Genomic DNA, 23,303 nt, shown 5'->3' with positions numbered 1-23,303 from the left:
TGGCCCGCGATGGCAGCCCGTAAGCTCAACCCGTGATGAGACGGGCCGCACACGTCGCGGCTTCCGCCCTCCTCATCGTGGCGTTTGCGGCCGCCACCGCGGCTCAGGCAAGCGCCGCTCAGGGCGACGAGCCCATCCCGATGACCGTCGCAATCGTCGTTCCGATCACGGCACCGGAGCATGACGGCAGCCTCCTGGATGCTGACGAGCTCGCGCTCGCGACGGCACCAACGGGCGCGCTCACCCGCAAACTCAACGCGGTACTGCCGACTTCGGCGACGATCGCCGTCGACCCGATGATCTTGGCGTCGATCCGGGTGCTGGGTGCGGCCGCGCCATCGTCGGCGCTCGAGTGGCTCGACCGACTTGAGACCGCGCCGAACGATGTCTTCCTGTTGGCGTACGCCGACGCCGACCTGTCGCCCTTCGCCCGCGCCGGATCCCTTGACCTTGCCCAACCGCTCGGGTTCAGATTTGCGATTGACGCGACACAGTTCAGCCCGGAACAGACCACGACGCCGACGGCATCGCCCACTCCGACGCCGAGCCCGACATCGGCTGGCCCCGCAGGACCGCACCCGTACCCGACGACCGACGAGCTGTTGGCATTGCCCGGCGTCGTGGGTCGCATCGCCTGGCCTGCCGCCGGATCCGTGACCAGCGACGATCTGCCCGCGTATCGAGATGCCGGCTACGACGCCGTGCTGCTCAGCTCGGCGAATGCGTCCGAGACTTCGAGCGCCCGGGTCGACCTGGGCGGAGTCGCCGGGTTGGTCTCCGATTCGGCCGTCTCCGAGCTGCTACGCCAGGCCACCGCGCCGGGTGACGACGCCGCGCGACTGGACGCATCCGCGCGCCTCGGTGCCGCGCTCGACGGACTTGACGCCGCGCATCCGGGTCGCAGCGTCATCCTCGCCCTCGACCGCGACGCGACCTCGACCCCCTTCGGCCTGGCGTCGGCCCTGTCGAGTGTCGAGAGTCGGGCCTCGACCCGGATCGTCGGCCTCTCGCGGGTGCTTGCGGGAGCCGCCGAGCCGGCAACTGTCGTCGAGACGGCAGCCGGCATCCGCGAGCAACGTGCTCCGGCCCTGCTCGCCGCGGATCGGGCTGAAGAAGCGTTCGCAAACATCCTCGCCGATCCGCTCCAACTGACCGCGCCGCGCCGGCTCGATCTGCTCACCCTCTTCTCGGTGCGAGACGGGGACGCGGCCTTTAGCAAAGACGCGGATGGCTTCGTGACGCGGTCGGCCGCGATTCTCGACTCCGTCTCGATCGTCGAGGGCACACCCTTGCTCGTCACGAGCAGCAATACGATCCTGCCGATCCGCATCTCGAACGGTCTGGATTTCGCGGTCACCGTGCGCGTCACCGCACGTCCCCTGCAGCCCCGCATCCAGATCGAAAGCCCGCAGGATGTCACGGTTGAGCCAGGTTCGTCGAAGGTCGTCAAACTCAACGCCCAGGCAATCACGAACGGCGCGGTGCAGGTGCGGGTCACGCTGACCAGCCCGACCACCGGGGCGCAGATCGGCGTGTCCCGGTTGCTGCCGGTTGACCTGCAGGCGCAGTGGGAGACCGTCGGCTTGATCGTCGGGGGCGTCGCGGCACTCGTCTTCGCGGTCGGGATCGTGCGCAACGTGCTGTTGCGTCGCCGACGAGCTGCCGCCGCCCGCACTTCCGGTCGGCCCGCGGAATGACAGCACCGAGCGACACGGGTCCCACGGTCGGACGGGCGAGCGTATGGCTCGCCTCGGGCACGATCATTTCTCGCGTGTTGGGCTTCGCCAGCGCCGCTCTGCTGGCGAGTGTCGTCGGTCAAAAGGGCGCCGGCCCGAACGCTTTTGCGTTGGCCAACCAGTTGCCGTCCTACATCTACGCGATCGTGGCTGGCGGACTGCTCTCGGCGGTGCTGGTTCCGCACATCGTGCGGGCGGCGAAGGATGCCGACGGCGGCCAGGGGTTCGTCAATCGACTCGTCACTCTCGGAATCGTGGCGTTTCTCGGCGTGACGGTTGCCGCCACCCTCGGCGCACCGTGGGTCGTTGGGCTGTATTCAATCGGCAGTTCGAGTGGCGCCCTGCCGGACGGCGGGTTCCAACTCGCGGTCACGATGGCGTACTGGTGCCTCCCACAGATCTTCTTCTACGCCGTGTACAGCCTCGTCGGCGAAGTGCTCAACGCCCGTGGCATCTTTGGGCCCTTCGCCTGGGCTTCGGTGCTCAACAACGTCGTGATGATCGCGACGCTCATCGCCTTCGCGATGATCTACGGCGTCGCTCCTGACCACTTTTCCGCGAACTCGTGGGATCTGCCGCAGATCGCCCTGCTCTCCGGCGGCGCGACGCTGGGCGTCGTGTTGCAGGCCATTCTGCTGATCCTGTTCTGGCCCCGCACCGGTCTGCGCTTCCGCCCGGACTTCCGGTGGCGTGGTGCCGGGCTCGGAGCCCCCGCGCGTGCGTCGGGCTGGATCTTCGGACTCGTGCTCGTCGTGCAAGCCACCAACATCGTGCAGTTCAATGTCGCCCTCCAGGCGAACGAGAGCGATGTCTCGGCTGCCGTGCTGCGCACCACCTGGCTGATCTTCATGTTGTCGCATTCGATCGTCGCCATCTCGATCGCGACTCCCTACTTCACCCGCATGAGCGCCCACGCGCGCGACGGCGACATCGGAGCCCTGCGCCGCGATCTGTCGGCATCGCTACGCGGAATTGCGATGTTGGTGACGGGATGCGGCACCGCGATCGCGGCTGCCGCTCTGCCGTTCGCCGCGTTCTTCTCGACCTCACGGAGCCTGACCGAGGCGATCGCCGCGGTACTGCTCGCGTTCCTCGTCGGGCTGGTGCCCTTCAGTTCGCTGTTTGTCGTGCAGCGTGCGTTCTACGCCCTCGGCGACACCCGCACTCCGTTCGTGCTGCAGGTCGTGCAAGCGGTTCTTTTCATCGCCGCCACCCTGGGCATCCTGTTCGCCCTGAAATTGGATGCCGCGGTCTCGCCGTACGTCGCGGCTGGGATCGCTCTGGCCACCTCACTTTCGGTGATCGTCCAGGCGATCCTTGCGGCCCTCCTGCTGCGGCGGCGGCTCGGGGGGGGCGGCCGAGGACTCGTGAAACGCTTCGGCATCTACGCACTCGCCGCCCTTCCCGCGGCGGCGGCCGGCATCGGCGTGCTCGCGCTGTTGGGCGGATTCGCCCCCGACGGCTTCGCAACCGCCGGCAAGGTCGAAGGTTTGGTGTCGACGGCGATCGTCGGGTCGACAGTGCTGATCGTGCACCTGGGGCTGCTCGCGCTGAGCCGGGCGCCCGAACTCGCCGGGCTGGCCGGCATCCTGAAGCGGTTCACCCCCCGTCGCTGAGACTGAGCGCTCCGAATGGGAAATACCGACTACCTAGAATGTGTTGCACTGCTGTGGAACACGTTCAACGGTGTTCTCGAGACAAACGTGAAGGCAGGAAGCATCATGCGTCAAGTCGTGATCATCGGATCGGGTCCCGCGGGATATACCGCGGCGATCTACGCGGCGCGCGCCAACCTCGAGCCGCTCGTCATCGCGTCGTCTGTCGCGTTCGGCGGCGAACTGATGAAGACGACCGAGGTCGAGAACTTTCCCGGATTCCCGGACGGAATCATGGGTCCCGAGTTGATGATGAAGATGCAGGCGCAGGCCGAAAGGTTCGGCGCCGAAATCGTCTACGACGACGTGACGAAGGTTGAACTCGACGGTGATGTCAAACGCATCACGATGGGCGACGGCACCGTGCACGAAGCGCTGACGGTCATTTACGCGACCGGCTCCGAGTACCGCAAGCTCGGCCTTGACGACGAAACCCGCCTGTCGGGGTACGGCGTCTCGTGGTGCGCGACCTGCGATGGCGCGTTCTTCAAGCAGAAGAAGGTCGCCGTGATCGGCGGGGGCGACTCCGCGCTGGAGGAGGCGACCTTCCTCACCCGATTCGCCGACGTCGTCTACCTGGTGCACCGTCGCGACGAAATGCGCGCCTCAGCGGCGATGCAAGACCGCGCCCGTGCCGACGCCAAGATCGAGTTCCTCTGGAACAAGGAAGTCGCGCACATTTACGGCGATGACAAGGTCACCGGAATCGGCCTGGTCGACACCGTCGACGGCTCCGAGACCACACTGGATGTCACCGGAGTGTTCGTCGCGATCGGATCTGACCCGCGCACCCACCTCATCCACGGTCAATTGGACCTCACCGAGGCCGGAACCGTGGCCGTCGAGGGCCGATCGTCGCGTACCAACATCGCGGGCGTCTTCGCGGCCGGAGATGTCGTCGACCCGACCTACAAGCAGGCTGTCACCGCTGCGGGTTCGGGCACTGTCGCCGCACTCGATGCCGAGCACTACCTCGCCGACCTCGACCCCGCGCTGCTGGCTCGCGCGACCGGCTCAGCGGTCACCGCCTAGTCCCGCTCGGGAACAGATCACCGCGGCTTGCGGTTACACACTCAAGACCTGCCTCCAGGAAGAAGGAAAGAAATGTCTAGCGCCAAGGATGTGACCGACGCCTCGTTCGCGACCGACGTCATCGAGTTCTCGTCGACGAAGCCGATCATGGTCGACTTCTGGGCCGAATGGTGCGGCCCGTGTCGCGCTGTCGGACCGATCCTCGACAAGATCGCCGAAGAGAACTCCGACAAGCTCTCGATCGTGAAGCTCAACGTCGACGACAACCCGGAGACGGCCGCCAAATACGGCATCACCTCGATCCCCGCGATGTACGTCTTCAAGGACGGCGAGGTCGCCAAGCGCGTCATCGGAGCCAAGCCGAAGCCGGCCCTCGAGGCCGACCTGGCCGAATTCCTGCGCTAAGACGCAGCTGATCCACTCGGATTTTGGTGGCCCCTTCCCCGTCCTGGGGAGGGGGCCACTTCCTTTCGCCGGGTAACGTTGTCGTCCATGCAGACGCAGGGCAACAACATGGACCCGTGGCGGGGGCTCTACGCCGCTCGCACGGCCGGGCTCGCCGCTTCTGAGGTGCGTGCCCTGTTCGCCGTCGCCAGCCGCCCTGAGGTGGTTTCGCTAGCCGGGGGGATGCCGTTCGTGTCGGCTCTGCCGAAGGAACTGCTGACCGCAGCCGTCGAGCGCACCATCCACGACCGAGCTGCCGTCGCCCTGCAGTACGGCTCGGGCCAGGGGATGCCGAAGTTGCGCGAGCAGATCCTCGAGGTGATGGCGCTCGAAGGCATCCATGCGGGCGTCGATGATCTGGTCGTCACGACCGGGTCGCAGCACGCGCTCGAGCTGGTAGCGAAGCTTTTTCTTGACCCCGGGGATGTCGTGCTCGCCGAGGGCCCGTCGTACGTGACCGCGATCACCGTGTTCAAGTCGTTCCAGGCCGAGGTCGTGCACAGCCCGATGGATGACCAGGGGCTCATCCCGCAGGGCCTGCGCGACACGATCGCTCGACTGCGCGCCGAAGGGCGTCGGATGAAGTTCCTCTACACGATTCCGTCGTTCCAGAACCCGATGGGCGTGACGATGCCGTGGGAGCGCCGGATGGAGATCCTCGAGATCGCCCGGCAGAACGAGATTCTGGTGCTCGAGGACAACCCCTACGGCCTGCTCTACTTCGACCAGGCACCGCCGCACGCGATGCGATCGGTCGAAGAGGACGGGGTCATCTACCTCGGCACCTTCTCGAAGACCCTCGCTCCGGGATTCCGGGTCGGGTGGGCTGTTGCTCCGCACGCGATTCGAGAGAAACTCATCTTGGCGAACGAGGCCGCCGTGCTCTCACCGGGAACCTTCGCCCAGACCGTGGTCTCGGAGTACCTCTCGACCGCCGACTGGCGCGGGCAAATTGACACGTTCCGCGGTGTGTACCGCGAGCGCCGGGACGCCCTCCTGGGCGCCCTCGCTGAGCAGCTCCCGACCCTTTCCTGGACGGTGCCGAACGGCGGCTTCTACGTCTGGCTGACGTTGCCCGCACATCTCGACTCGAAGGCGATGCTGCCGCGCGCGGTCAAGGAGCTCGTGGCGTACACCCCCGGCACGGCCTTCTTTGCCGACGGAACCGGTCGCAACGCGATGCGCCTGTCGTTCTGCTACCCGACGCCCGACTTCATCCGCGAAGGGGTTCGCCGCCTCGCCACTGTCATCAACGGCGAGTTGGCGCTGCTCACCGAGTTCGCGCAGACCGGACCGGTGTCGACCCTGCCCTCTGAACCCGAGGGCGTCCTGCCCCCGTACGCCGGGTGAGCGCGCGCGTGAGCCGTCTGGCGCGAGTCGTCGTCCTCGCGGGCGGCATCTCCCACGAACGCGATATTTCGCTGCGCAGCGGCCGACAGGTCGCCGACAGCCTGGCCGAGCACGGGCTCGAGGTCGAGCTGCGGGATCCTGACGCCACGCTTCTCGCGCACCTGCGCGACACCCGACCGGATGTTGTGTGGCCCGCGCTGCACGGCGCGAGCGGCGAAGATGGTGCGCTCCGGGGGCTGCTGGAGTTTCTCGACATCCCGTTCGTCGGGTCGTCGTCGTCGGCCGCGCGTCTCGCCTGGGACAAACCGACCGCGAAGATCATCGTCGGACGTGCCGGGGTCGCCACTCCGCGCTCGATCACACTCGGGCGCGACGCTTTTCGCGAGCTCGGGATGGACGCCATCTTTGCGGCCATCGACGACGAGCTGACAGTTCCGCTCGTCGTGAAGCCCGCGCAAGGTGGCTCAGCACAGGGCGTCACGATCGTCGAGGTGCGCGAGAACCTTGCGCGCGCGATGGTCGAGGCCTACACGTACTGGGATGTCGCCCTCGTCGAGCAACGCATCACGGGCACCGAGATCGCGGTCGGCGTCATCGACACCGGCGATGGACCGGTCGCCCTGCCCGCTGTCGAGATCGAACCGCTCTCGGGTGTCTACAGCTTCGAGGCCCGCTACAACGCCGGCGAGACCCGGTTCTACACGCCGGCGCGGCTCTCCCCCGAAGTTGCCGAACGTGCGGCCGAAACCGCTCTAACCGCACACGCCGCGCTCGGGATGCGCCACCTCTCACGCGTCGACCTGATCGTTGACGGTGCGGGCACGCCCTGGTTCCTCGAAGCGAACGTGCTGCCCGGACTCACCGAGACCTCACTCCTGCCGCAGGCGCTCGAGGCCGCAGGCCACGACCTGGGGTGGGTCTACACGACTCTCGCCGAAGCAGCCCTCAACGGCTAACCGTCAACCGACCTCGGGATTAACGCCCAGCTCGGTGAGGATGCGGCGCAGGTCAGCTACCGTCGCGAAGTCGATCGTGATCGTGCCCTTCGAGGTGCCCAGGGCGATCTTCACGCGGGTGTCGAGCTTGTCGCCCAACCGCTCGGCGAGTTCGGCAAGGTGATCCTGACGCTTGCCCGCCGTGGGCTTGGTAGCTCTCGGCTTCTCCGGCGCGAGAAGTCCTGCCGCGGCCTCGGCGGCTCGCACCGAGAGGTCCTCGTTGATGATCTTGTCGGCGAGTTTCCGCCTCGCCGACTCGTCGACCACTGACAGGATCGCTCGTGCGTGGCCCGCGGTCAGCACCCCGGCGGCAACCTTCGTCTGGATGGATTCAGGCAGCTGCAGCAGACGAATGGTGTTGGTGATCTGGGGGCGGGAGCGGCCGATCCGCGTGGCGAGCTGCTCCTGCGTGATGCCAAAGTCCTCGAGGAGCTGCTTGTACGCCGACGCCTCCTCGAGAGGGTTGAGGTCGGCGCGATGGATGTTCTCAAGGAGAGCATCCCGAAGCATGGCCTCGTCGGCGGTGTCCTTGACGACCGCAGGGATGCGCGTCAGCCCAGCGAGTTTCGAGGCGCGGAACCGCCGCTCGCCCATGATCAGCTCGTAGGCGGGCTCACCGTTGACGGCGCCGGCGCGCGGCCGCACGACAATCGGCTGAAGCACGCCGAATTCTCGAATCGAGATCGTGAGCTCTTGGAGCTCAGCATCCCTGAATTCGCTCCGCGGCTGGTGGGCGTTCGGAACGATGTCGGTGAGTTCGATTTCGGCGAGACGAGCTCCCGGAACGGCAAGCAGGTTCGGTTCGCGCCGGAAGACGGCTTCGCCGATGTCGCTCCCGGCGGGATCCGACGTGGGAATGAGGGCACCGATGCCCCGGCCGAGACCGGTGCGCTTTGGGGCGGCCATCAGGCTGCGCTCCGTCGCGCGATCTCTGCTGCCGCTTCCCGGTAGGAGATTGACCCCGGTGAGTTGCCGTCATAACTGATCACACTTTGGCCGTAGCTAGGCGCCTCGGAGATGCGTACCGAACGCGGGATGACCGTCGTGAGCACTTCTTTCGGAAAGTGCGACCGAACCTCTTCGACGACTTGGTTGGCGAGGTTGGTGCGCGCGTCATACATCGTGAGGAGGATCGTGGACACCGCAAGCTTGGGGTTGAGGTGGCGCTGGATGAGTTTGATGTTGTCGAGCAGCTGGCTCAAGCCTTCGAGCGCGTAGTACTCGCACTGAATCGGGATGAGCACCTCCCTCGCTGCGACGAAGGCGTTGATTGTCAACAAGCCCAGCGACGGCGGGCAGTCGATGAAGACGTAGTGGTAGCGCTCGTCGGTCTGATCGAGGAAGTTTTCCAGAGCCGTCCGGAGACGCTGTTCGCGGGCCACGAGGGAGACCAATTCGATCTCTGCGCCAGCGAGATGGATGGTCGCTGGGATGCACGCGAGGCCGGGAAACTCCGGGCTCGACTGTACGACATCGATCATCGGGGTGTCGCCGATGATCACGTCGTAGACGCTCGGGGTGTCGGCCCGGTGCTCAACCCCGAGAGCCGTTGACGCGTTTCCTTGGGGGTCGAGGTCGATGACGAGCACCCGTGCGCCGGCTTGGGCCAGCGCCGCAGCCAGGTTGACGGTCGAGGTGGTTTTGCCCACCCCGCCCTTCTGGTTGGCCACCGTGATGATGCGGGTCGCGGCGGGCACGGGAAGCGAGGAGTCCGCAAGCGCGATCCGCCGACGGGTCAGTTCGGCGACCTCGCGTGCGAGCGGGGTCGTGTCGTCGTAACTGCTCACGAGGGACTGCCTTTCAGAACTGATGTTTCACGTGAAACGTAACCCGACCGTCCGATCCGACGCTCGTCGCTGACGGCGTCACATCGGCCAGAAGTGGTGGCCGCGCTAATCCTCCAGCGCGCCAACCCTAGCCCGAAAGACCCGAGTGACCTCGGGGACGATTCCCTCCCCCAGGATGAGCACCTCAGGGTTCTTGATACCTGCTTGGCGCATTACCTTCTTGGCGGCAACAAGTTCGTCCTCGACCCGCGCGCCCTTCATCAACACCAACTCGCCGCCGCGCCGGAGCAACGGAACGCAGAGCGGAATGAGTTTGCTCAGGGCCGATACCGCTCGCGCGGTGACTTGATCGAGGAGCGGGTCAGGACGCACGTCTTCGGCCCGCCCGCGCGCAACGATGACGTTGTCGAGCCCGAGTCGCTTGGCCTCAGCCGTTAGCCAATCCGTGCGTCGTTCCATCGGTTCGATGAGGACCATCTCGACATCCGGTCGGGCGATCGCGAGCACGAGGCCGGGCAGTCCGGCGCCACTGCCGACGTCCCCCACGCGACCTGGTCGCAGCAAAGGCGCCACCAGCACGCAGTTCAGAATGTGGCGCGTCCAGAGGCGATCGGCCTCGAGCGGACCGATCAGTCCGAGCTCCTCCCCGCGGGTGCCGAGTTCGTGAGCGAAGTCACGCGCGACGTCGATGCGGTCACCGAAGAGGGCGGCCGCTGCAGCCGGTTCCTGTTCCATGATCACGTCCTATGTTTCACGTGAAACATCCGCCCGCCGACGGGCTCGCGGCGCTAACACCGGTCAAAAACGGGGCTCACGCCTTCGAGATCACGGTGTGACGGTCACGGCCTTCACCCTCGGACTCCGAAACGAACCCGCGCTCCGCAACGATGTCGTGCACCAGCTTGCGCTCGTAACTCGACATCGGCGGGAGGGAAGCGGTGGATGCTCCGCCCTCGAGTCTCGTCACAGCGTGGTCGACCAGTGCCGTGAGTTCGGTCACACGGGCGTCACGAGATCCCCCGACGTCGAGGATCAACCGCGAGAAGCGTCCCGTACGGTTCTGCACCGCGAGGCGGGTGAGCTCCTGAAGGGCTGCGACCGTGTCGGGTTTCGACAGCAGTCGCAGGTTGGAGTCGGCCGTCGCGGAAACCGAAAGGTAGGCGCGCCCGGCGCGGGCGTCGATGTCGATATCGCCGTCGATGTCGGCGATATCGAGAAGTTCTTCGATGTAGTCGGCGGCGGCGTCGCCTTCGTCGATGATCTCTTGCTCGGTCGCAGGCGCATCCGTTTCGGCCGACTCAAGCGGATCGGTCTCAGATGCTTCCGCCGCAACCGCGGGGTCAGTTTCGGTCAGGTCACTCATCGACGTCCGCCTTGTTTCTTCTTGGTTCGGCTCTTGCCCACCGGCTGTTGGCGCTGCGGCTTCTTCGGCTCTTCTTCGACAACCTCCGCGATCGCGTCGGCGTCATCCGCCATCGACGCCCTGCGGCGCTTCGCCAGCCGGGCTTCGCGAGCCAAAGCCGCCTCGCTTCCCGGAGTCGGCATCGTGCGAATGACGAGGAACTGCTGAACGAGCGTCCACACGTTCGAGGTGAGCCAGTAGAACATCACGCCGATGGGGAAGGCGAAACCGGAGAACGCGAAGACCAGCGGAAGGATGTACAGCAGGATCCGCTGCTGGCGGTACATCGGGCTGGCCTTCATCTCAGGCGACTGGTTCTTCGACATGATCTGCAGCTGGGTGAAGAACTGCGAGCCTGTCATGAGGATCACCATGGTGACCGCGATGACGATGACGATCGTGTTGCCCGCCTCGAGCGCCGTCTGGATGCTGAGGTTCAGCGGGGCCTTGAAGTCACCGTCAAACAGGTAGGCCTTGCCGAACTGATCCGACAGTTCCTTCGTCAGCAGGCCGACCCCGGCCTTGTCTTGACGAGCCTCGGTGAGTACGGAAAACAGGCTGAAGAAGATCGGCATCTGAATCAGCAGCGGCAGGCACGAGGAGAACGGGTTCGTCCCCGCCTTCTTGTACAGATCCATCGTTTCGCGCTGCATCGCCTCGCGGGAGAACTGGTCGCGCTTGCCCTTGTACTTGTCCTGGATCTTCTTGAGCTGCGGCGCGACCTCGAGCATCTTGCGCTGGCTCTTGATCTGGCGAACGAAGATCGGGATGAGCGCGGCCCGAACCACGAGCACGAGGCCCACGATCGAGAACACCCAGGTGACGCCGGCAGCGGGGTCCATGCCGATCGCCGACAGCAGCGCGTGGAACCCCACCAGGATCGCCTCGATCAACCACTTGATCGGCCAGAGGATGGTGTTCAGAAAGCCGAGAATGTCCATGTCAGGTCATCCCTTTCCCTGGCTCGCCGGAATGACGAAACCGAAACTCGTGAGTTGATAGCGCGGGATGCGCCGGGCGGGCACGTCGTCGACGCCGCCCCGTGCCCACGGATGACAGCGCGCGATGCGCCATGTTCCGAGGGCGACACCTTTGATGACACCGTGCTGCTGGATGGCGCCGAGCGCGTATCCCGAGCAGCTCGGGTAGTACCGGCAGACGTCGCCGTACAGCGGCGAAATCGCCGCGCGGTAGCCGCGAAGGATGAGCACGCAGACGTTGCGCGGCAGCAACATCAGCGTCGTCACCGCGCGCCCCATCGCGGTCACGGGCATCAGTGAGCCACCGGCGAGTCGAGCACATCGTGCATGTCGGCCGAGAGACTATCCCAGCTGAGTTGCGCGGAGCCTGGTCGTACCCGGATCACGACGTCTTCGCCCCGGAGCCCGGCATCCACCAGTCCGCGGCCAAGCGCACGCAGCCGGCGACGAACAAGGTTGCGGTGCACGGCGTTGCCAATCTCCTTAGTCACAATGACGCCAACGCGCAGCGGAGAGCTCGGCGTGGTGGCGAGACGGTAGTAGATCGCCGACGGAGTTGTCGCACGCCGCCCACGTCGAACCGCACTTCGGAAGTCCGCAGGGAGGACCACCCGGTTCGCCCTGGCGAGCACGCGAACTACGCGGAGAGCTCGACGCGACCCTTGCGGCGGCGGGCACCGAGGATGGCGCGACCCGCACGGGTACGCATGCGGAGGCGGAAGCCGTGCACCTTGGCGCGGCGCCGGTTGTTCGGCTGGAAAGTTCGCTTGGTCATGGTTATCTCCGGTAACCCGGCGGCCAGTGGGAGGAGGCCGGGAAGATCAGGTATCCCGCGAAGAGTGCGGGTGAACTGATTAAAGATACGGGCTGGTCTGCAAGCGGTCAAACGACGCTCTGTCATCGCTTCGCAATCCACACGCGGTTGACGGCCAATCGGGGTGGAGAACTAAGGTAATCCTCGTCGCCTCGGCCCCGCAAAACACGGCCGTCGACACGAGTCCACAGGAATCAGGCCGGTGGATAACCCTGTGCAGAACTTCCCGCGCACCCCACAATGAAAAGGCCATGAGCGACATCGACCCGACCCGCGACCTCTGGTCGTCCGTTCTCGCCCAGTTGGGGGCCGACGAGCGGATCACCCCGCAGCTCCATGGGTTCGTCAATCTGGTCGAACCGAAGGGTGTGCTGGCCGGCGTTCTCTACCTAGAAGTTCCGAACGAACTAACCCGCGCGATGCTCGAGCAACGCATTCGCGTTCCTCTGATCGAGGCGATCACCGGCGCTGCCGAGGAGGTCGTCAACTTTGCGATCGTCGTGAATCCTGACATGCCGGCCGCCACGCTGACCCCGGTCGCTGAACCGGGTGACGACTTTCCGATGTTCACTCCCGAGCCCGGACCGCCTGCGGATGCGGCGGCTCGACGCGCCGACTCGCGTCTGAACCCGAAGTACAACTTCGACAACTTCGTCATCGGCAGCTCGAACCGGTTTGCTCACGCGGCAGCGGTCGCTGTCGCCGAAGCTCCCGCCAAGGCGTACAACCCGCTCTTCATTTACGGCGACTCGGGCCTCGGTAAGACCCATCTCCTGCACGCGATCGGGCACTACGCGGAGAACCTCTACACCGGCATTCGGGTGCGTTATGTGTCGAGCGAAGAGTTCACGAACGACTTCATCAACTCGATCCAGAACAACAGGTCGGCGGCGTTCCAGTCTCGCTACCGCGAGATCGACATCCTGCTGATCGACGACATCCAATTCCTGCAGCGGGCGGTCGAGACGCAGGAGGCGTTCTTCCACACCTTCAACACGCTGCACGACCACAGCAAGCAGGTCGTCATCACGAGCGACGTCGCGCCGAAGTTCCTCACCGGCTTCGAAGACCGGATGCGGTCCCGCTTCGAGTGGGGTCTGATCACCGATGTTCAGGCGCCCGACCTTGAAACGCGCATCGCGATCCTCCGCAAGAAGGCACAGAGCGAGAAGTTGCAGGTGCCCGACGAGATCCTCGAGTTCATGGCGACGAAGGTGTCGAGCAACATCCGCGAGCTCGAGGGAACGCTCATTCGCGTCACCGCCTTCGCGAGCCTGAATCGCACGCCCGTCGACCTGCAGCTCGTGCAGACCGTTCTCAAGGATCTGATCACCCTCGACGAAGACAACGTCATCGCGCCAGTCGACATCATCAATCACACCGCCGACTACTTCAAACTTTCCGTCGACGACCTCTACGGTTCGAGCCGGTCCCAGGCTGTGGCCACTGCCCGCCAGATCGCGATGTATCTGTGCCGCGAACTCACGAACCTGTCGCTGCCGAAGATTGGACAACTGTTCGGCAACCGCGATCACACGACCGTGATGTACGCCAACAAGAAGATCAGCGAACTCATGAAAGAGCGTCGCTCGATCTACAACCAGGTGACAGAACTGACGAGCCGCATCAAGCAGAACCAGCGTTTCAACAAGATCTGACCCGCCAGATCCCAGGATTCGGGCGGCGAACAGGGCGACGATTCGATCTACCCCCTAACGGGGGACTAGACGAACTCGTCTCGATCGGTGAATTGCACAGAGTTGTGCACAACTTGTGGAAAACCTCCCCGCCGCGCCGGGAAAGGGTGTGCAACCCGAGCACCTCGGTTGTGGAACCAGACCACTGACCTCAGCGTTCTCCACCGATGTCGGGGTCGCCATCCACCCGTCGTCAACATCTCACACCGATGTAGTTCCCATACCCCGGCACAGCCGGCACCGGGTTATCCACATATGCACACCGGTTAAGAAGATTAACGAGACCTTTCATCTTCAGTCGTTCGACAACCTTGAGCCCCGTTCCGGCTACAGAAATTGACTCACGCTCTTCCTATGCCAGGATCGACGTGGGATGCTGACCGCCCAGGATCCCCGCCCTTCGACGCGCAAGGAGTGTCGCTCGTGAAGTTCCAGGTCAACCGGGACGTGTTCAGCGAGGCCGTGTCGTTCGCCGTCAAGCTGCTGCCCCAGCGCACCACGCAGCCCATCTTGAGCGGCGTTCTGCTCGAGGCCCAAGATGGTGCCCTGTCGTTGAGCTCGTTCGACTACGAAGTGTCGTCAAGAACCGAGATCACGGCTGACGTCGAAGAGTCGGGCAGTGCGCTCGTTTCGGGTCGGCTGCTCGCCGACATTGCCAGTCGGTTGCCGAACGCTCCCGTGCAGTTCTCGACGATCGACGGCAAGATCGCGGTGCAGTGTGGGTCCGCGAAATTCACCCTGCTGAGCATGCCGGTGGAGGAGTACCCGAGCCTGCCGCAAGTGGGCGAACGCACCGGTGTGCTGCCGGCCGAAGACTTTGCGGCCGCCGTCTCCCAGGTGACGGTTGCGGCATCCCGTGACGATGTCACCCCGGTGATCACCGGCGTGCAACTCGAAGTGGGCGACAACAACCTCTCGCTCGTAGCGACCGACCGCTACCGCGTCGCGGTTCGCGCGATCGATTGGGATTCCGGGAATTCGTCGGCTGAGGGCACGACCGCGCTCATCCCGGCGCGCACGCTCGCCGAAATCGGCAAGACCTTCGCGCACAGTGGCACCGTGTCAGTCACGATCACTCGAGGGGATGACCGCGAGCTGATCGCGTTCAGCGCCGACAAGAAGACGGTCACCTCACTTTTGATCAAGGGCAACTTCCCTCCCGTGAAGCGCTTGTTCCCTGAGACCGTCGACAACTACGCGGTCGTCAACACCGCCGAGTTGATCGAGGCCACCCGGCGGGTATCTCTTGTGCTTGAGCGTGAAGCCGCGCTGCGGTTTACCTTTTCGGTCGACGGTGTCACCCTCGAAGCGGCCGGATCCGACCAGGCTCAGGCCTCCGAAACGATCGAGGGCCTCCTGCACGGCGAAGACACCGTGGTGTCGCTCAAGCCGGCCTTCCTCCTGGATGGACTGGGCGCCGTGCATTCGGAGTTCGTGCGGATCTCGTTCACCAAGACCGACAACCCGAACAAGCCGGGTCCGGTGCTGATCACGAGCCAGTCGTCGAAAGACCAGCCGGGCGCCGATAATTACAAGTACCTGCTGCAGCCCAACCTTCTGCTGCGCTGAGTTCTAAGGAAACACGCTCATGGCGAAGGCCACTCAGCCCCTGAAGCACGTCAAGCCCACGATGCACATTGGCCTGATTGGCCTGGGCAAGATGGGCGGAAATATGCGCGAGCGCCTTCGGCGCGGAGGGGTCGAGGTCACGGGTTATGACCCCAACCCTGACGTCACCGACGTGCCGGATCTGCCCGCGCTGATCGCCGCGCTCCCGACGCCGCGCATCATTTGGGCGATGGTTCCTTCCGGCCCGATCACGGATCAGGTGATTTCCGACGTCTCGGCACTGCTGTCGAAAGGCGATCTGATCATCGACGGCGGCAACTCGCGTTTCACCGACGATCAGGTGCACTCGGCGACGCTGGCCAAGGCTGGCATCCGCTTCGTCGACTGCGGCGTCTCGGGCGGGGTGTGGGGTTTGACCAACGGCTACGGACTGATGGCCGGCGGCGAGAAAGCAGACATCGACGAGCTGCTGCCCGTTTTCGACGCACTGCGCCCCGAAGGTCCACGGGCTGAGGGCTTCGTGCACGCCGGATCGGTCGGCGCCGGCCATTACGCGAAAATGGTGCACAACGGCATCGAGTACGCGCTGATGCAGGCTTGGGCCGAAGGGTTTGAACTCTTCGAGGCACGCAGCGATCTCATTCACGACGTCCCTGGAGTCTTCAAGGCGTGGCAACGGGGAACCGTGGTGCGCAGCTGGTTGCTCGAGCTCCTGGTGAAGGCTCTGGAAGAAGACCCCGATTTCGCTGACATCGAGGGTTACGTCGAAGACTCCGGCGAGGGAAGGTGGACGGTGCACGACGCCCTCGACCACGCGGTGCCGGTGCCGACAATCAGCGCAGCGATTTTCGCCCGGTTCGTCTCGCGCCAAAAGGACTCACCGTCGATGAAGGCGGTTGCAGCGTTGCGCAAGCAGTTCGGCGGACACGCGGTGCGCAAGGCCTGATCGCCATGCCCCCGACAGCCCAGCCGTGATCGTCACCCACCTCTCGCTTTCCGACTTCCGCAACTACGTCACGGCTGAGGTCGAACTCGGCGCGGGACCAAACCTGTTTGTCGGCAGCAACGGGCAGGGCAAGACCAACCTGGTCGAAGCGATTGGGTACCTCAGCACTCTCGGGTCGCACCGGGTCTCGACCGATCAGGCTCTCATCCGCTCCGGCCAGGATGCGGCGATCATTCGCGCGCGGCTCGAGCACGCCGAGCGCACGGTACTCGTCGAGGTACAACTCAACCGGTCGTCGGCGAACCGGGCGCAGGTGAATCGGGTCGCCGCGAAGACCCGCGACGTGCCGCGCTACGTGACGAGCGTGCTCTTCGCGCCGGAGGATCTGTCGCTCGTGCGCGGCGACCCGGGCGGGCGGCGACGGTACCTCGACCAACTTCTCGTGCAACTGAGCCCGAGGCTAGCGGGGGTGTTCGCCGACTACGACCGGGTGCTGCGGCAGCGCACCACCCTGCTGAAGTCGGTGCGCGCGTCGCGGGTTGCCGACACCCAGCTCTCAACGCTCGAAGTCTGGAACGAGCGCCTTATCGACCTCGGTTCGCAAATTATGGTCGAGCGCTCCGCGCTCATCGACCGCATCCGCCCACACGTCGCCGACGCGTATCGACGCATCGCCGGGGATCACCACGTCGCCGAACTGGCCGCGCATTTGAGCATCATGGGTTCCGTTTCGGATGACGGCACCGATGGCGAGCCGGATTCGTCCGACCCGGCGATCCCCCTTCCCGGACCCGACGACGTGCGCGCCGCCTTCGCCGCCGCACTCGACCGAGTACGGCGCGCAGAGCTGGATCGCGGTCTCACCCTGGTCGGACCGCATCGCGACGATCTGGTGCTGACCCTCAACGGGCTGCCGGCGCGCGGCTACGCGAGTCACGGCGAGTCCTGGTCGTTTGCTCTCGCTCTCAAGCTGGCCGCGGCCGCAACCCTGCGGGCCGACTCGGCCCTGGGCGACCCGGTCGTGATTCTCGACGACGTCTTCGCTGAGCTCGACGAGTCGCGACGCGGGCGGCTGGCGGGCGGAATCGCCGACTACGAGCAGGTGCTGATTACTGCGGCGGTTCTGGATGACGTCCCCCGCGAACTGCGGGTCCGCACCGTGCACATCCGCGGCGGCGCGATCGTCGAGCAGGGGCCGGCCGAAGCCGAGCCGACCGAAGCCGACCACGCCGAGGCTGAGCACGCTGAAGCTGGGGAGGACTCGTGACCGACGAGGTCCCCGAGCACGTCCCCGAGCACCTGTCGGTGTACCGAAGGCTGCGTCGCGCGTTCGGAAACCCGGAGTTGCGCTCGCCCGATGCCCGACGACGCCGTCGCGCGGCTGACGCCGCACCCAGCGAGCCCTATGGGCTCGGCCGCGAGCCCCGCGGGGTCGGCGATGTGCTGTTTGCGGTGACCTCCGCGCGCGGCTGGGAGTCGCCGATCGCGCGCGCGGAACTGGTCGCATCCTGGCCTGACATCGTTGGCGTCGACACCGCAGCGCACGCGTCACCGATCGGGATCGAGGACGGCGTGTTGACCGTGCAGTGCGACTCGACGGCGTGGGCGCAGCAGCTCCGATTGATGAACGCGACGGTTCTGGCGAGCATCGCGGAGCGGTTTCCGGCCGCGCAGGTCGAAGCGGCTCGCTTTCTGGCACCCCACGCCCCCTCCTGGAAACACGGCCCCAAGGCAATCCCAGGGCGCGGTCCACGCGATACCTACGGCTGAGAAGGCAAATCTGGTCGACCGCCTCACGAAAACCCCTCAGATCGCCGAAAACGCCGGTTTCAGAGGTCGCTACGCGGTAGAATCGAGCGGTCCCGCCCGACCCGTCCGGTCGACGCGCCCGACCCCGTCAGGAGCCTTCTCGTTATGGCCACTTCCCCTCGTTCGAACACGCCCGACGAGAACTACGGCGCGAGCGACATTCAGGTGCTCGAGGGACTCGAGGCCGTCCGCAAGCGCCCCGGTATGTACATCGGGTCGACGGGTCCGCGGGGGCTGCACCACCTCGTCCAAGAAATCGTCGACAACTCCGTGGATGAGGCTCTTCAGGGGTACTGCGATCACATCGAGGTGACGCTGCTGGCCGATGGCGGCGTGCGTTGCGTCGACAACGGCCGTGGCATCCCGGTCGACATCCATCCCACCGAGAAGAAGTCGAGCGTCGAGGTCGTGCTCACGATCCTCCACGCGGGCGGCAAGTTCGGTGGCAGCGGGTACGCGGTCTCGGGCGGACTCCACGGTGTCGGTAGTTCGGTGGTGAATGCGCTCTCGTCCACGCTCGACGTTGAGGTGCGACGTCAAGGTTTCGTCTGGAGCCAGCAATACCACGACGGCGTCCCGGTCGCGCCACTGGCCCAGGGTGCCACGACTCCCGACACGGGAACGACGATCACCTTCTGGCCCAACGCCGAGATCTTCGAAACCGTCGATTTCGACTACGAGACCCTCCGCAGTCGCTTCCAGCAGATGGCGTTCCTGAACAAGGGCTTGCGCATTTCGCTGACCGACGAGCGCGAAGTCGGCCGGCAGGAAGACGGGACGCAGCGCTCCGACGTGTTCCTTTACGAGCGCGGATTGGTCGACTACGTCGAGTACCTGAACTCGGCGAAAAAGACCGATGTCATCCACGACGAGATCATCTCGTTCGAGACTGAAGACAAAGAACGCCGGATGTCGCTTGAGATCGCGATGCAGTGGACGACCTCGTACTCCGAGAGCGTGCACACCTACGCCAACGTGATCAACACCCACGAGGGCGGAACCCACGAAGAGGGTTTCCGCGCCGCGCTCACGACGCTGGTCAACAAGTACGCGCGCGAAAAGGGACTGCTGAAGGAAAAGGACGAGAACCTGTCGGGCGACGACGTGCGCGAAGGACTCACCGCCGTGATCTCGATCAAGTTGAGCGAACCGCAGTTCGAGGGTCAGACCAAGACGAAGCTGGGCAACACCGAGGCGAAGTCATTTGTGCAGAAGGTGGTCGGCGATCAGCTCACCGACTGGTTCGAGCGCAACCCGAATCAGGGTCGGGATGTCATCCGCAAGTCGATCCAGGCGGCCGCGGCTCGGATGGCGGCCCGCAAGGCGCGCGAGCAGACCCGCCGCAAGGGACTGCTTGAAGGTGGCGGCATGCCGGGCAAGCTGAGCGACTGCTCGAGCAAAGACCCGGAGCGCAGCGAGATCTTCATCGTCGAGGGTGACTCCGCCGGCGGGTCGGCGAAGACCGGTCGCGATCCGGAAACTCAGGCGATCCTGCCGCTGCGCGGCAAGATCCTCAACGTCGAGAAGGCTCGACTCGACCGGGCGCTGGGCAACGCCGAAATCCAGGCAATGATCACGGCCTTCGGCACCGGAGTCGGCGAAGACTTCGACGGCACCAAGGCCAGGTATCACAAGATCGTGCTGATGGCGGATGCCGACGTCGACGGCCAGCACATCACGACACTGCTGCTGACGCTGCTGTTTCGGTATATGCGACCGCTCATCGAGATGGGTTACGTCTACCTCGCTCAGCCACCGCTGTACCGCCTCAAGTGGACGAACGCGGATCACGAGTACGTGTACTCCGACCGCGAGCGCGACGCCATGCTGGCGGCCGGACTCGCCGGCGGCAAGCGTCTTGCGAAGGACAACAGCGTGCAGCGCTACAAGGGTCTGGGCGAGATGAACCACCAGGAGCTGTGGGACACGACGATGAACCCCGCATCGCGCACCCTGCTGCGGGTCACGCTCGACGACGCCGCCGTCGCCGACGGTGTGTTTTCCACCCTCATGGGCGACGACGTTGAGTCTCGCCGCAACTTCATCCAGCAGAACGCAAAAGACGTTCGCTTCCTCGACATCTAAGGCACCTACGACATGGCAGATGTAACTGAGGTCGACCCCGACCGTCACGACAAGATCGAGCCGGTCGATCTCCAGCTGGAGATGCAGCGCTCGTACCTTGACTACGCGATGAGCGTGATCGTCGGGCGCGCGTTGCCCGACGTCCGCGATGGACTCAAGCCGGTGCACCGACGCGTGATCTACGCGATGTACGACGGTGGCTACCGCCCCGATCGCGCGTTCTCCAAGTGCACGCGCATCATCGGCGACGTGATGGGGCAGTTCCACCCGCACGGTGACTCGTCGGTCTACGACGCGCTCGTCAGGTTGGTGCAGCCGTGGTCGCTGCGGTATCCGCTCGCGCTCGGTCAGGGAAACTTCGGCTCGCCCGGGAACGACGGCGCGGCCGCCCACCGGTACACGGAGACCAAGATGGCGCCGCTCGCCATGGAGATGGTCCGCGATATCGACGAAGACACCGTCGATATGCAAGAGAACTACGACGGCCGCACCCAGGAGCCGCGCGTTCTGCCCGCACGGTTCCCCAACCTGCTCGTCAACGGTTCGGTCGGCATCGCGGTCGGCATGGCGACCAATATCCCGCCGCACAACCTGCGAGAGGTTGCCGCTGCTGCGCTGTGGGCGCTGGAGAATCCCGACGTGTCGCGCGAGGAGCTGCTTGAGGCTCTCATCCAGCGCGTCAAAGGCCCCGACTTCCCGACCGGCGCGCAGATCCTCGGGATCAAAGGCATCCAGGATGCTTACCGCACCGGGCGCGGGTCGATCACGATGCGTGCCGTTGTCAACGTCGAGGAGCTGCAGGGTCGCACCTGCCTGGTGGTCACCGAACTGCCGTACCAGGTCAACCCCGACAACCTCGCGATCAAAATCGCGGACCTCGTCAAGGAAGGCAAGCTCGCGGGCGTCGCCGACATCCGTGACGAGAGTTCGGGCCGCACCGGCCAGCGCCTGGTGATCGTTCTCAAGCGGGACGCAGTTGCCAAGGTCGTGCTCAACAACCTCTACAAGCACACCCCGCTGCAAGAGAACTTCGGCGCCAACATGCTGGCGATCGTTGACGGGGTACCGCGCACACTCGCGCTCGACGGGTTCATCACGCACTGGATCGATCACCAGATCGAGGTCATCGTGCGTCGCACCCGGTTCCGCCTCGCGAAGGCCGAGGCGGACGCGCACATTCAGCGTGGCTACGGCAAAGCGCTCGACGCTCTCGACGAGGTCATCGCCCTCATCCGGCGTTCGCCCGACGTCGACCAAGCCCGGCAGGGTCTCATCCAGCTCCTGGATGTTGACGAGCTGCAGGCCGACGCCATCCTCGCCCTCCAGCTGCGTCGGCTCGCGGCGCTCGAGCGCCAGAAGATCCGCGATCGCCTTGAGGAGCTCGAACGCGAGATCGCCGAGTACGAGGCGATCCTCGCGAGCCCGGCGCGTCAGCGCGAGATCGTCACGGAAGAGCTCACCGAGCTGGTCGCCAAGTTCGGCGACGACCGTCGCACCGAGATCCTGATGGGGTTCGACGGCGACATGAGCGTCGAAGACCTCATCCCCGAAGAGGAGATGGTGCTCACCATCACCCGCGGCGGGTACATCAAACGCACCCGCAGCGACAACTACCGCTCCCAGCACCGTGGCGGGCGCGGCGTTCGCGGCGCGTCTCTGCGAGCGGATGACGTGGTCGAGCACTTCTTCGTCACGACAACCCATCACTGGCTGCTGTTCTTCACGAACACCGGTCGGGTCTATCGAGCGAAGGCCTACGAAGTGCAGGAGGCCGGCCGCGACGCGAAGGGTCAGCATGTCGCGAACCTTCTAGCGCTGCAACCCGACGAGCAGATCGCTCAGGTGCTCGCCATCCGGGACTATTCGGTCGCGACCTACCTCGTTCTGGCAACCCGCGACGGTCTGGTCAAAAAGACCGCGCTCACCGAATACAACACCAACCGAACCGGGGGAATCATCGCGATCAACCTCCGAGAGGGCGATGAACTCGTCTCGGCAATGCTGGTCGAGGATGGCACCGATGTGCTGCTGGTTTCACGCCACGGCATGTCGATTCGGTTCACCGCATCGGATGCCGCGCTGCGTCCGATGGGGCGCTCGACGTCGGGTGTGATCGGCATGCACTTCCGTGACGGCGACGCTCTGCTGTCAGCGTCGGTCGTGGGCGAGCAGGGGTACGTCTTCGTGGTCACCGAGGGCGGCTACGCCAAGCGCACCGCGGTCGACCAGTACCGGGTGCAAAATCGCGGCGGGCTCGGTATCAAGGTCGCGAAGCTCAGCGAGACTCGGGGCGACCTCGCGGGCGCCCTCATCGTCGAGGACGACGACGAGGTGCTCGTGGTGCTCGAAGGTGGAAAAGTCGTACGTTCAGCAGTTGCCGAGGTTCCAGCCAAGGGCCGGGATACCATGGGCGTGGTCTTCGCCCGTTTCGACGCCGAAGACAAAATCATCGCGATCGCCAAGAACAGCGAACGCACCGTGGAGACCGTGGATGCCGAATCGGCTGAGGCGCCGACCACCGAGGTGTTTGGCACCCCCGCCGACGGAGAGGACGAGATCGAGTGAGTGTCGCCGAGAAACTGCAGCGCAAAGAGATGCGGCAGACGTCAAGCCGTCAGGTGCGCCTGAAGCTCGTCTACGTGGATGTCTGGTCGCTCGTGAAGCTGACGTTCCTGATCTGGCTGTGCCTGGGGATCGTGCTTCTGGTCGCCAGTGTTTTGATCTGGGTTGTTCTGTACTCGACCCACGTCTTCGACAGCCTCGATAAGACCATTCGCGACGTGCTCAACCAGCCCGAATTCTCGATCGAGAAGAGCTTCGGCATTGGCCAGGTCGCGCTGTTCGCGTTCATCATCGCCGTGCTCAACACCCTCGTCGGCACCGCACTGGGCGCTGTCAGCGGGTTCATCTACAACCTGAGTGTGCGGTTCACCGGCGGCCTTCTCGTCGGATTCCAGAACCAATAGCTGCTGATACTCTTGACGGCGGCCCTGACCTCACCA

Annotated in this window: 22 protein-coding genes; 14 read left to right on the top strand and 8 right to left on the bottom strand. The window is 65.0% G+C overall.

The features are described 5' to 3' along the window. The first annotated feature begins 35 nt into the window (after window positions 1-35). From ABIR17_RS07855 to ABIR17_RS07830, 6 genes are all read left to right on the top strand, one after another. Window positions 36-1,697 carry a DUF6049 family protein gene (locus ABIR17_RS07855; RefSeq protein ID WP_348003820.1) on the top strand — a complete coding sequence of 554 codons (1,662 nt, stop codon included), beginning with the start codon at window positions 36-38 and terminating at the stop codon, window positions 1,695-1,697. Further along, window positions 1,694-3,352 carry a lipid II flippase MurJ gene (locus ABIR17_RS07850; protein ID WP_348003819.1) on the top strand — a complete coding sequence of 553 codons (1,659 nt, stop codon included), beginning with the start codon at window positions 1,694-1,696 and terminating at the stop codon, window positions 3,350-3,352. Before ABIR17_RS07855 ends, ABIR17_RS07850 begins: the two co-directional genes overlap by 4 nt. A gap of 105 nt (window positions 3,353-3,457) precedes the next feature. Continuing rightward, complete coding sequence (trxB, locus tag ABIR17_RS07845; RefSeq protein ID WP_348003902.1) at window positions 3,458-4,423, top strand: thioredoxin-disulfide reductase; 966 nt, start codon at window positions 3,458-3,460, stop codon at window positions 4,421-4,423. Window positions 4,424-4,495: 72 nt separating this feature from the next. Continuing rightward, window positions 4,496-4,828 carry a thioredoxin gene (gene trxA / locus ABIR17_RS07840; RefSeq protein ID WP_348003818.1) on the top strand — a complete coding sequence of 111 codons (333 nt, stop codon included), beginning with the start codon at window positions 4,496-4,498 and terminating at the stop codon, window positions 4,826-4,828. 87 nt (window positions 4,829-4,915) lie between these two features. Next, entirely contained in the window at window positions 4,916-6,217 is a 1,302-nt protein-coding gene (locus ABIR17_RS07835; RefSeq protein WP_348003817.1) for a PLP-dependent aminotransferase family protein, read from the top strand. Between the two features lie 8 nt (window positions 6,218-6,225). Next, entirely contained in the window at window positions 6,226-7,173 is a 948-nt protein-coding gene (locus ABIR17_RS07830) for a D-alanine--D-alanine ligase (RefSeq protein WP_348003816.1), read from the top strand. 3 nt (window positions 7,174-7,176) lie between these two features. Here the strand turns inward: ABIR17_RS07830 and ABIR17_RS07825 are convergent, their stop codons facing one another. The 8 genes from ABIR17_RS07825 to rpmH all read right to left on the bottom strand — a co-directional run bounded on the left by ABIR17_RS07825 (window position 7,177) and on the right by rpmH (window position 12,156). After that, window positions 7,177-8,118 carry a ParB/RepB/Spo0J family partition protein gene (locus ABIR17_RS07825; protein ID WP_348003815.1) on the bottom strand — a complete coding sequence of 314 codons (942 nt, stop codon included), beginning with the start codon at window positions 8,116-8,118 and terminating at the stop codon, window positions 7,177-7,179. After that, entirely contained in the window at window positions 8,118-8,999 is an 882-nt protein-coding gene (locus ABIR17_RS07820) for a ParA family protein (protein ID WP_348003814.1), read from the bottom strand. The genes ABIR17_RS07825 and ABIR17_RS07820 overlap by 1 nt, the downstream gene beginning before the upstream one ends. 105 nt (window positions 9,000-9,104) lie before the next feature. Then, on the bottom strand, window positions 9,105-9,734 hold the full coding sequence (gene rsmG, locus ABIR17_RS07815; RefSeq protein WP_348003813.1) for a 16S rRNA (guanine(527)-N(7))-methyltransferase RsmG: 630 nt from the start codon (window positions 9,732-9,734) through the stop codon (window positions 9,105-9,107). 76 nt (window positions 9,735-9,810) lie between these two features. After that, entirely contained in the window at window positions 9,811-10,362 is a 552-nt protein-coding gene (locus ABIR17_RS07810) for a R3H domain-containing nucleic acid-binding protein (RefSeq protein ID WP_348003812.1), read from the bottom strand. Beyond that, window positions 10,359-11,342 carry a membrane protein insertase YidC gene (gene yidC / locus ABIR17_RS07805; RefSeq protein WP_348003811.1) on the bottom strand — a complete coding sequence of 328 codons (984 nt, stop codon included), beginning with the start codon at window positions 11,340-11,342 and terminating at the stop codon, window positions 10,359-10,361. Before yidC ends, ABIR17_RS07810 begins: the two co-directional genes overlap by 4 nt. A 6-nt stretch (window positions 11,343-11,348) precedes the next feature. After that, complete coding sequence (gene yidD / locus ABIR17_RS07800) at window positions 11,349-11,660, bottom strand: membrane protein insertion efficiency factor YidD (protein WP_348003901.1); 312 nt, start codon at window positions 11,658-11,660, stop codon at window positions 11,349-11,351. Window positions 11,661-11,674: 14 nt separating this feature from the next. Continuing rightward, a complete protein-coding gene (gene rnpA / locus ABIR17_RS07795; RefSeq protein ID WP_348003810.1) occupies window positions 11,675-12,013 on the bottom strand; it encodes a ribonuclease P protein component in 339 nt (112 codons plus the stop codon). 5 nt (window positions 12,014-12,018) lie between these two features. Beyond that, window positions 12,019-12,156, bottom strand: coding sequence for a 50S ribosomal protein L34 (rpmH, locus tag ABIR17_RS07790; protein WP_348003809.1), 138 nt, complete (start codon window positions 12,154-12,156; stop codon window positions 12,019-12,021). Window positions 12,157-12,446: 290 nt separating this feature from the next. Here rpmH and dnaA point away from each other — a divergent pair, with 290 nt between their 5' ends. The 8 genes from dnaA to ABIR17_RS07750 all read left to right on the top strand — a co-directional run bounded on the left by dnaA (window position 12,447) and on the right by ABIR17_RS07750 (window position 23,267). After that, the gene (dnaA, locus tag ABIR17_RS07785) at window positions 12,447-13,853 is read left to right on the top strand and encodes a chromosomal replication initiator protein DnaA (protein ID WP_348003808.1); all 1,407 of its coding nucleotides are present in this window, start codon (window positions 12,447-12,449) and stop codon (window positions 13,851-13,853) included. A 462-nt stretch (window positions 13,854-14,315) separates the two neighbouring features. Then, window positions 14,316-15,461: a DNA polymerase III subunit beta gene (gene dnaN / locus ABIR17_RS07780; protein ID WP_348003900.1), complete on the top strand. Its 1,146-nt coding sequence runs from the start codon at window positions 14,316-14,318 to the stop codon at window positions 15,459-15,461. 61 nt (window positions 15,462-15,522) lie between these two features. Next, window positions 15,523-16,407, top strand: coding sequence for a phosphogluconate dehydrogenase (NAD(+)-dependent, decarboxylating) (gene gnd / locus ABIR17_RS07775; RefSeq protein WP_348003899.1), 885 nt, complete (start codon window positions 15,523-15,525; stop codon window positions 16,405-16,407). 25 nt (window positions 16,408-16,432) lie between these two features. Continuing rightward, window positions 16,433-17,674, top strand: a complete 1,242-nt coding sequence (gene recF, locus ABIR17_RS07770) for a DNA replication/repair protein RecF (RefSeq protein WP_348003807.1) — start codon at window positions 16,433-16,435, stop codon at window positions 17,672-17,674. Continuing rightward, entirely contained in the window at window positions 17,671-18,177 is a 507-nt protein-coding gene (locus ABIR17_RS07765; RefSeq protein ID WP_348003806.1) for a DciA family protein, read from the top strand. Before recF ends, ABIR17_RS07765 begins: the two co-directional genes overlap by 4 nt. A gap of 144 nt (window positions 18,178-18,321) precedes the next feature. Further along, complete coding sequence (gyrB, locus tag ABIR17_RS07760; protein WP_348003805.1) at window positions 18,322-20,301, top strand: DNA topoisomerase (ATP-hydrolyzing) subunit B; 1,980 nt, start codon at window positions 18,322-18,324, stop codon at window positions 20,299-20,301. Window positions 20,302-20,313: 12 nt separating this feature from the next. Beyond that, window positions 20,314-22,866, top strand: coding sequence for a DNA gyrase subunit A (gyrA, locus tag ABIR17_RS07755; RefSeq protein ID WP_348003804.1), 2,553 nt, complete (start codon window positions 20,314-20,316; stop codon window positions 22,864-22,866). Next, window positions 22,863-23,267 carry a DUF3566 domain-containing protein gene (locus ABIR17_RS07750; RefSeq protein WP_348003803.1) on the top strand — a complete coding sequence of 135 codons (405 nt, stop codon included), beginning with the start codon at window positions 22,863-22,865 and terminating at the stop codon, window positions 23,265-23,267. The genes gyrA and ABIR17_RS07750 overlap by 4 nt, the downstream gene beginning before the upstream one ends. Window positions 23,268-23,303 lie beyond the last annotated feature (36 nt).

The sequence above is a fragment of the Pseudolysinimonas sp. genome (assembly GCF_039912695.1).
GTDB lineage: Bacteria > Actinomycetota > Actinomycetes > Actinomycetales > Microbacteriaceae > Pseudolysinimonas_A.
The sequence above is the reverse complement of the archived record's forward strand: the minus strand, read 5'-3'. Positions and strand labels throughout refer to the sequence as shown.

What these genes read in the sequence shown, in the direction of transcription:
- ABIR17_RS07855 (WP_348003820.1), top strand. Translation starts at nt 36, where the DNA reads ATGAGACGGGCCGCACACGTCGCGGCTTCCGCCCTCCTCATCGTGGCG.
- ABIR17_RS07850 (WP_348003819.1), top strand. Translation starts at nt 1,694, where the DNA reads ATGACAGCACCGAGCGACACGGGTCCCACGGTCGGACGGGCGAGCGTA.
- trxB (WP_348003902.1), top strand. Translation starts at nt 3,458, where the DNA reads ATGCGTCAAGTCGTGATCATCGGATCGGGTCCCGCGGGATATACCGCG.
- trxA (WP_348003818.1), top strand. Translation starts at nt 4,496, where the DNA reads ATGTCTAGCGCCAAGGATGTGACCGACGCCTCGTTCGCGACCGACGTC.
- ABIR17_RS07835 (WP_348003817.1), top strand. Translation starts at nt 4,916, where the DNA reads ATGCAGACGCAGGGCAACAACATGGACCCGTGGCGGGGGCTCTACGCC.
- ABIR17_RS07825 (WP_348003815.1), bottom strand. Translation starts at nt 8,118, where the DNA reads ATGGCCGCCCCAAAGCGCACCGGTCTCGGCCGGGGCATCGGTGCCCTC.
- rsmG (WP_348003813.1), bottom strand. Translation starts at nt 9,734, where the DNA reads ATGGAACAGGAACCGGCTGCAGCGGCCGCCCTCTTCGGTGACCGCATC.
- ABIR17_RS07810 (WP_348003812.1), bottom strand. Translation starts at nt 10,362, where the DNA reads ATGAGTGACCTGACCGAAACTGACCCCGCGGTTGCGGCGGAAGCATCT.
- yidC (WP_348003811.1), bottom strand. Translation starts at nt 11,342, where the DNA reads ATGGACATTCTCGGCTTTCTGAACACCATCCTCTGGCCGATCAAGTGG.
- yidD (WP_348003901.1), bottom strand. Translation starts at nt 11,660, where the DNA reads ATGGGGCGCGCGGTGACGACGCTGATGTTGCTGCCGCGCAACGTCTGC.
- rpmH (WP_348003809.1), bottom strand. Translation starts at nt 12,156, where the DNA reads ATGACCAAGCGAACTTTCCAGCCGAACAACCGGCGCCGCGCCAAGGTG.
- dnaA (WP_348003808.1), top strand. Translation starts at nt 12,447, where the DNA reads ATGAGCGACATCGACCCGACCCGCGACCTCTGGTCGTCCGTTCTCGCC.
- gnd (WP_348003899.1), top strand. Translation starts at nt 15,523, where the DNA reads ATGCACATTGGCCTGATTGGCCTGGGCAAGATGGGCGGAAATATGCGC.
- gyrB (WP_348003805.1), top strand. Translation starts at nt 18,322, where the DNA reads ATGGCCACTTCCCCTCGTTCGAACACGCCCGACGAGAACTACGGCGCG.
- gyrA (WP_348003804.1), top strand. Translation starts at nt 20,314, where the DNA reads ATGGCAGATGTAACTGAGGTCGACCCCGACCGTCACGACAAGATCGAG.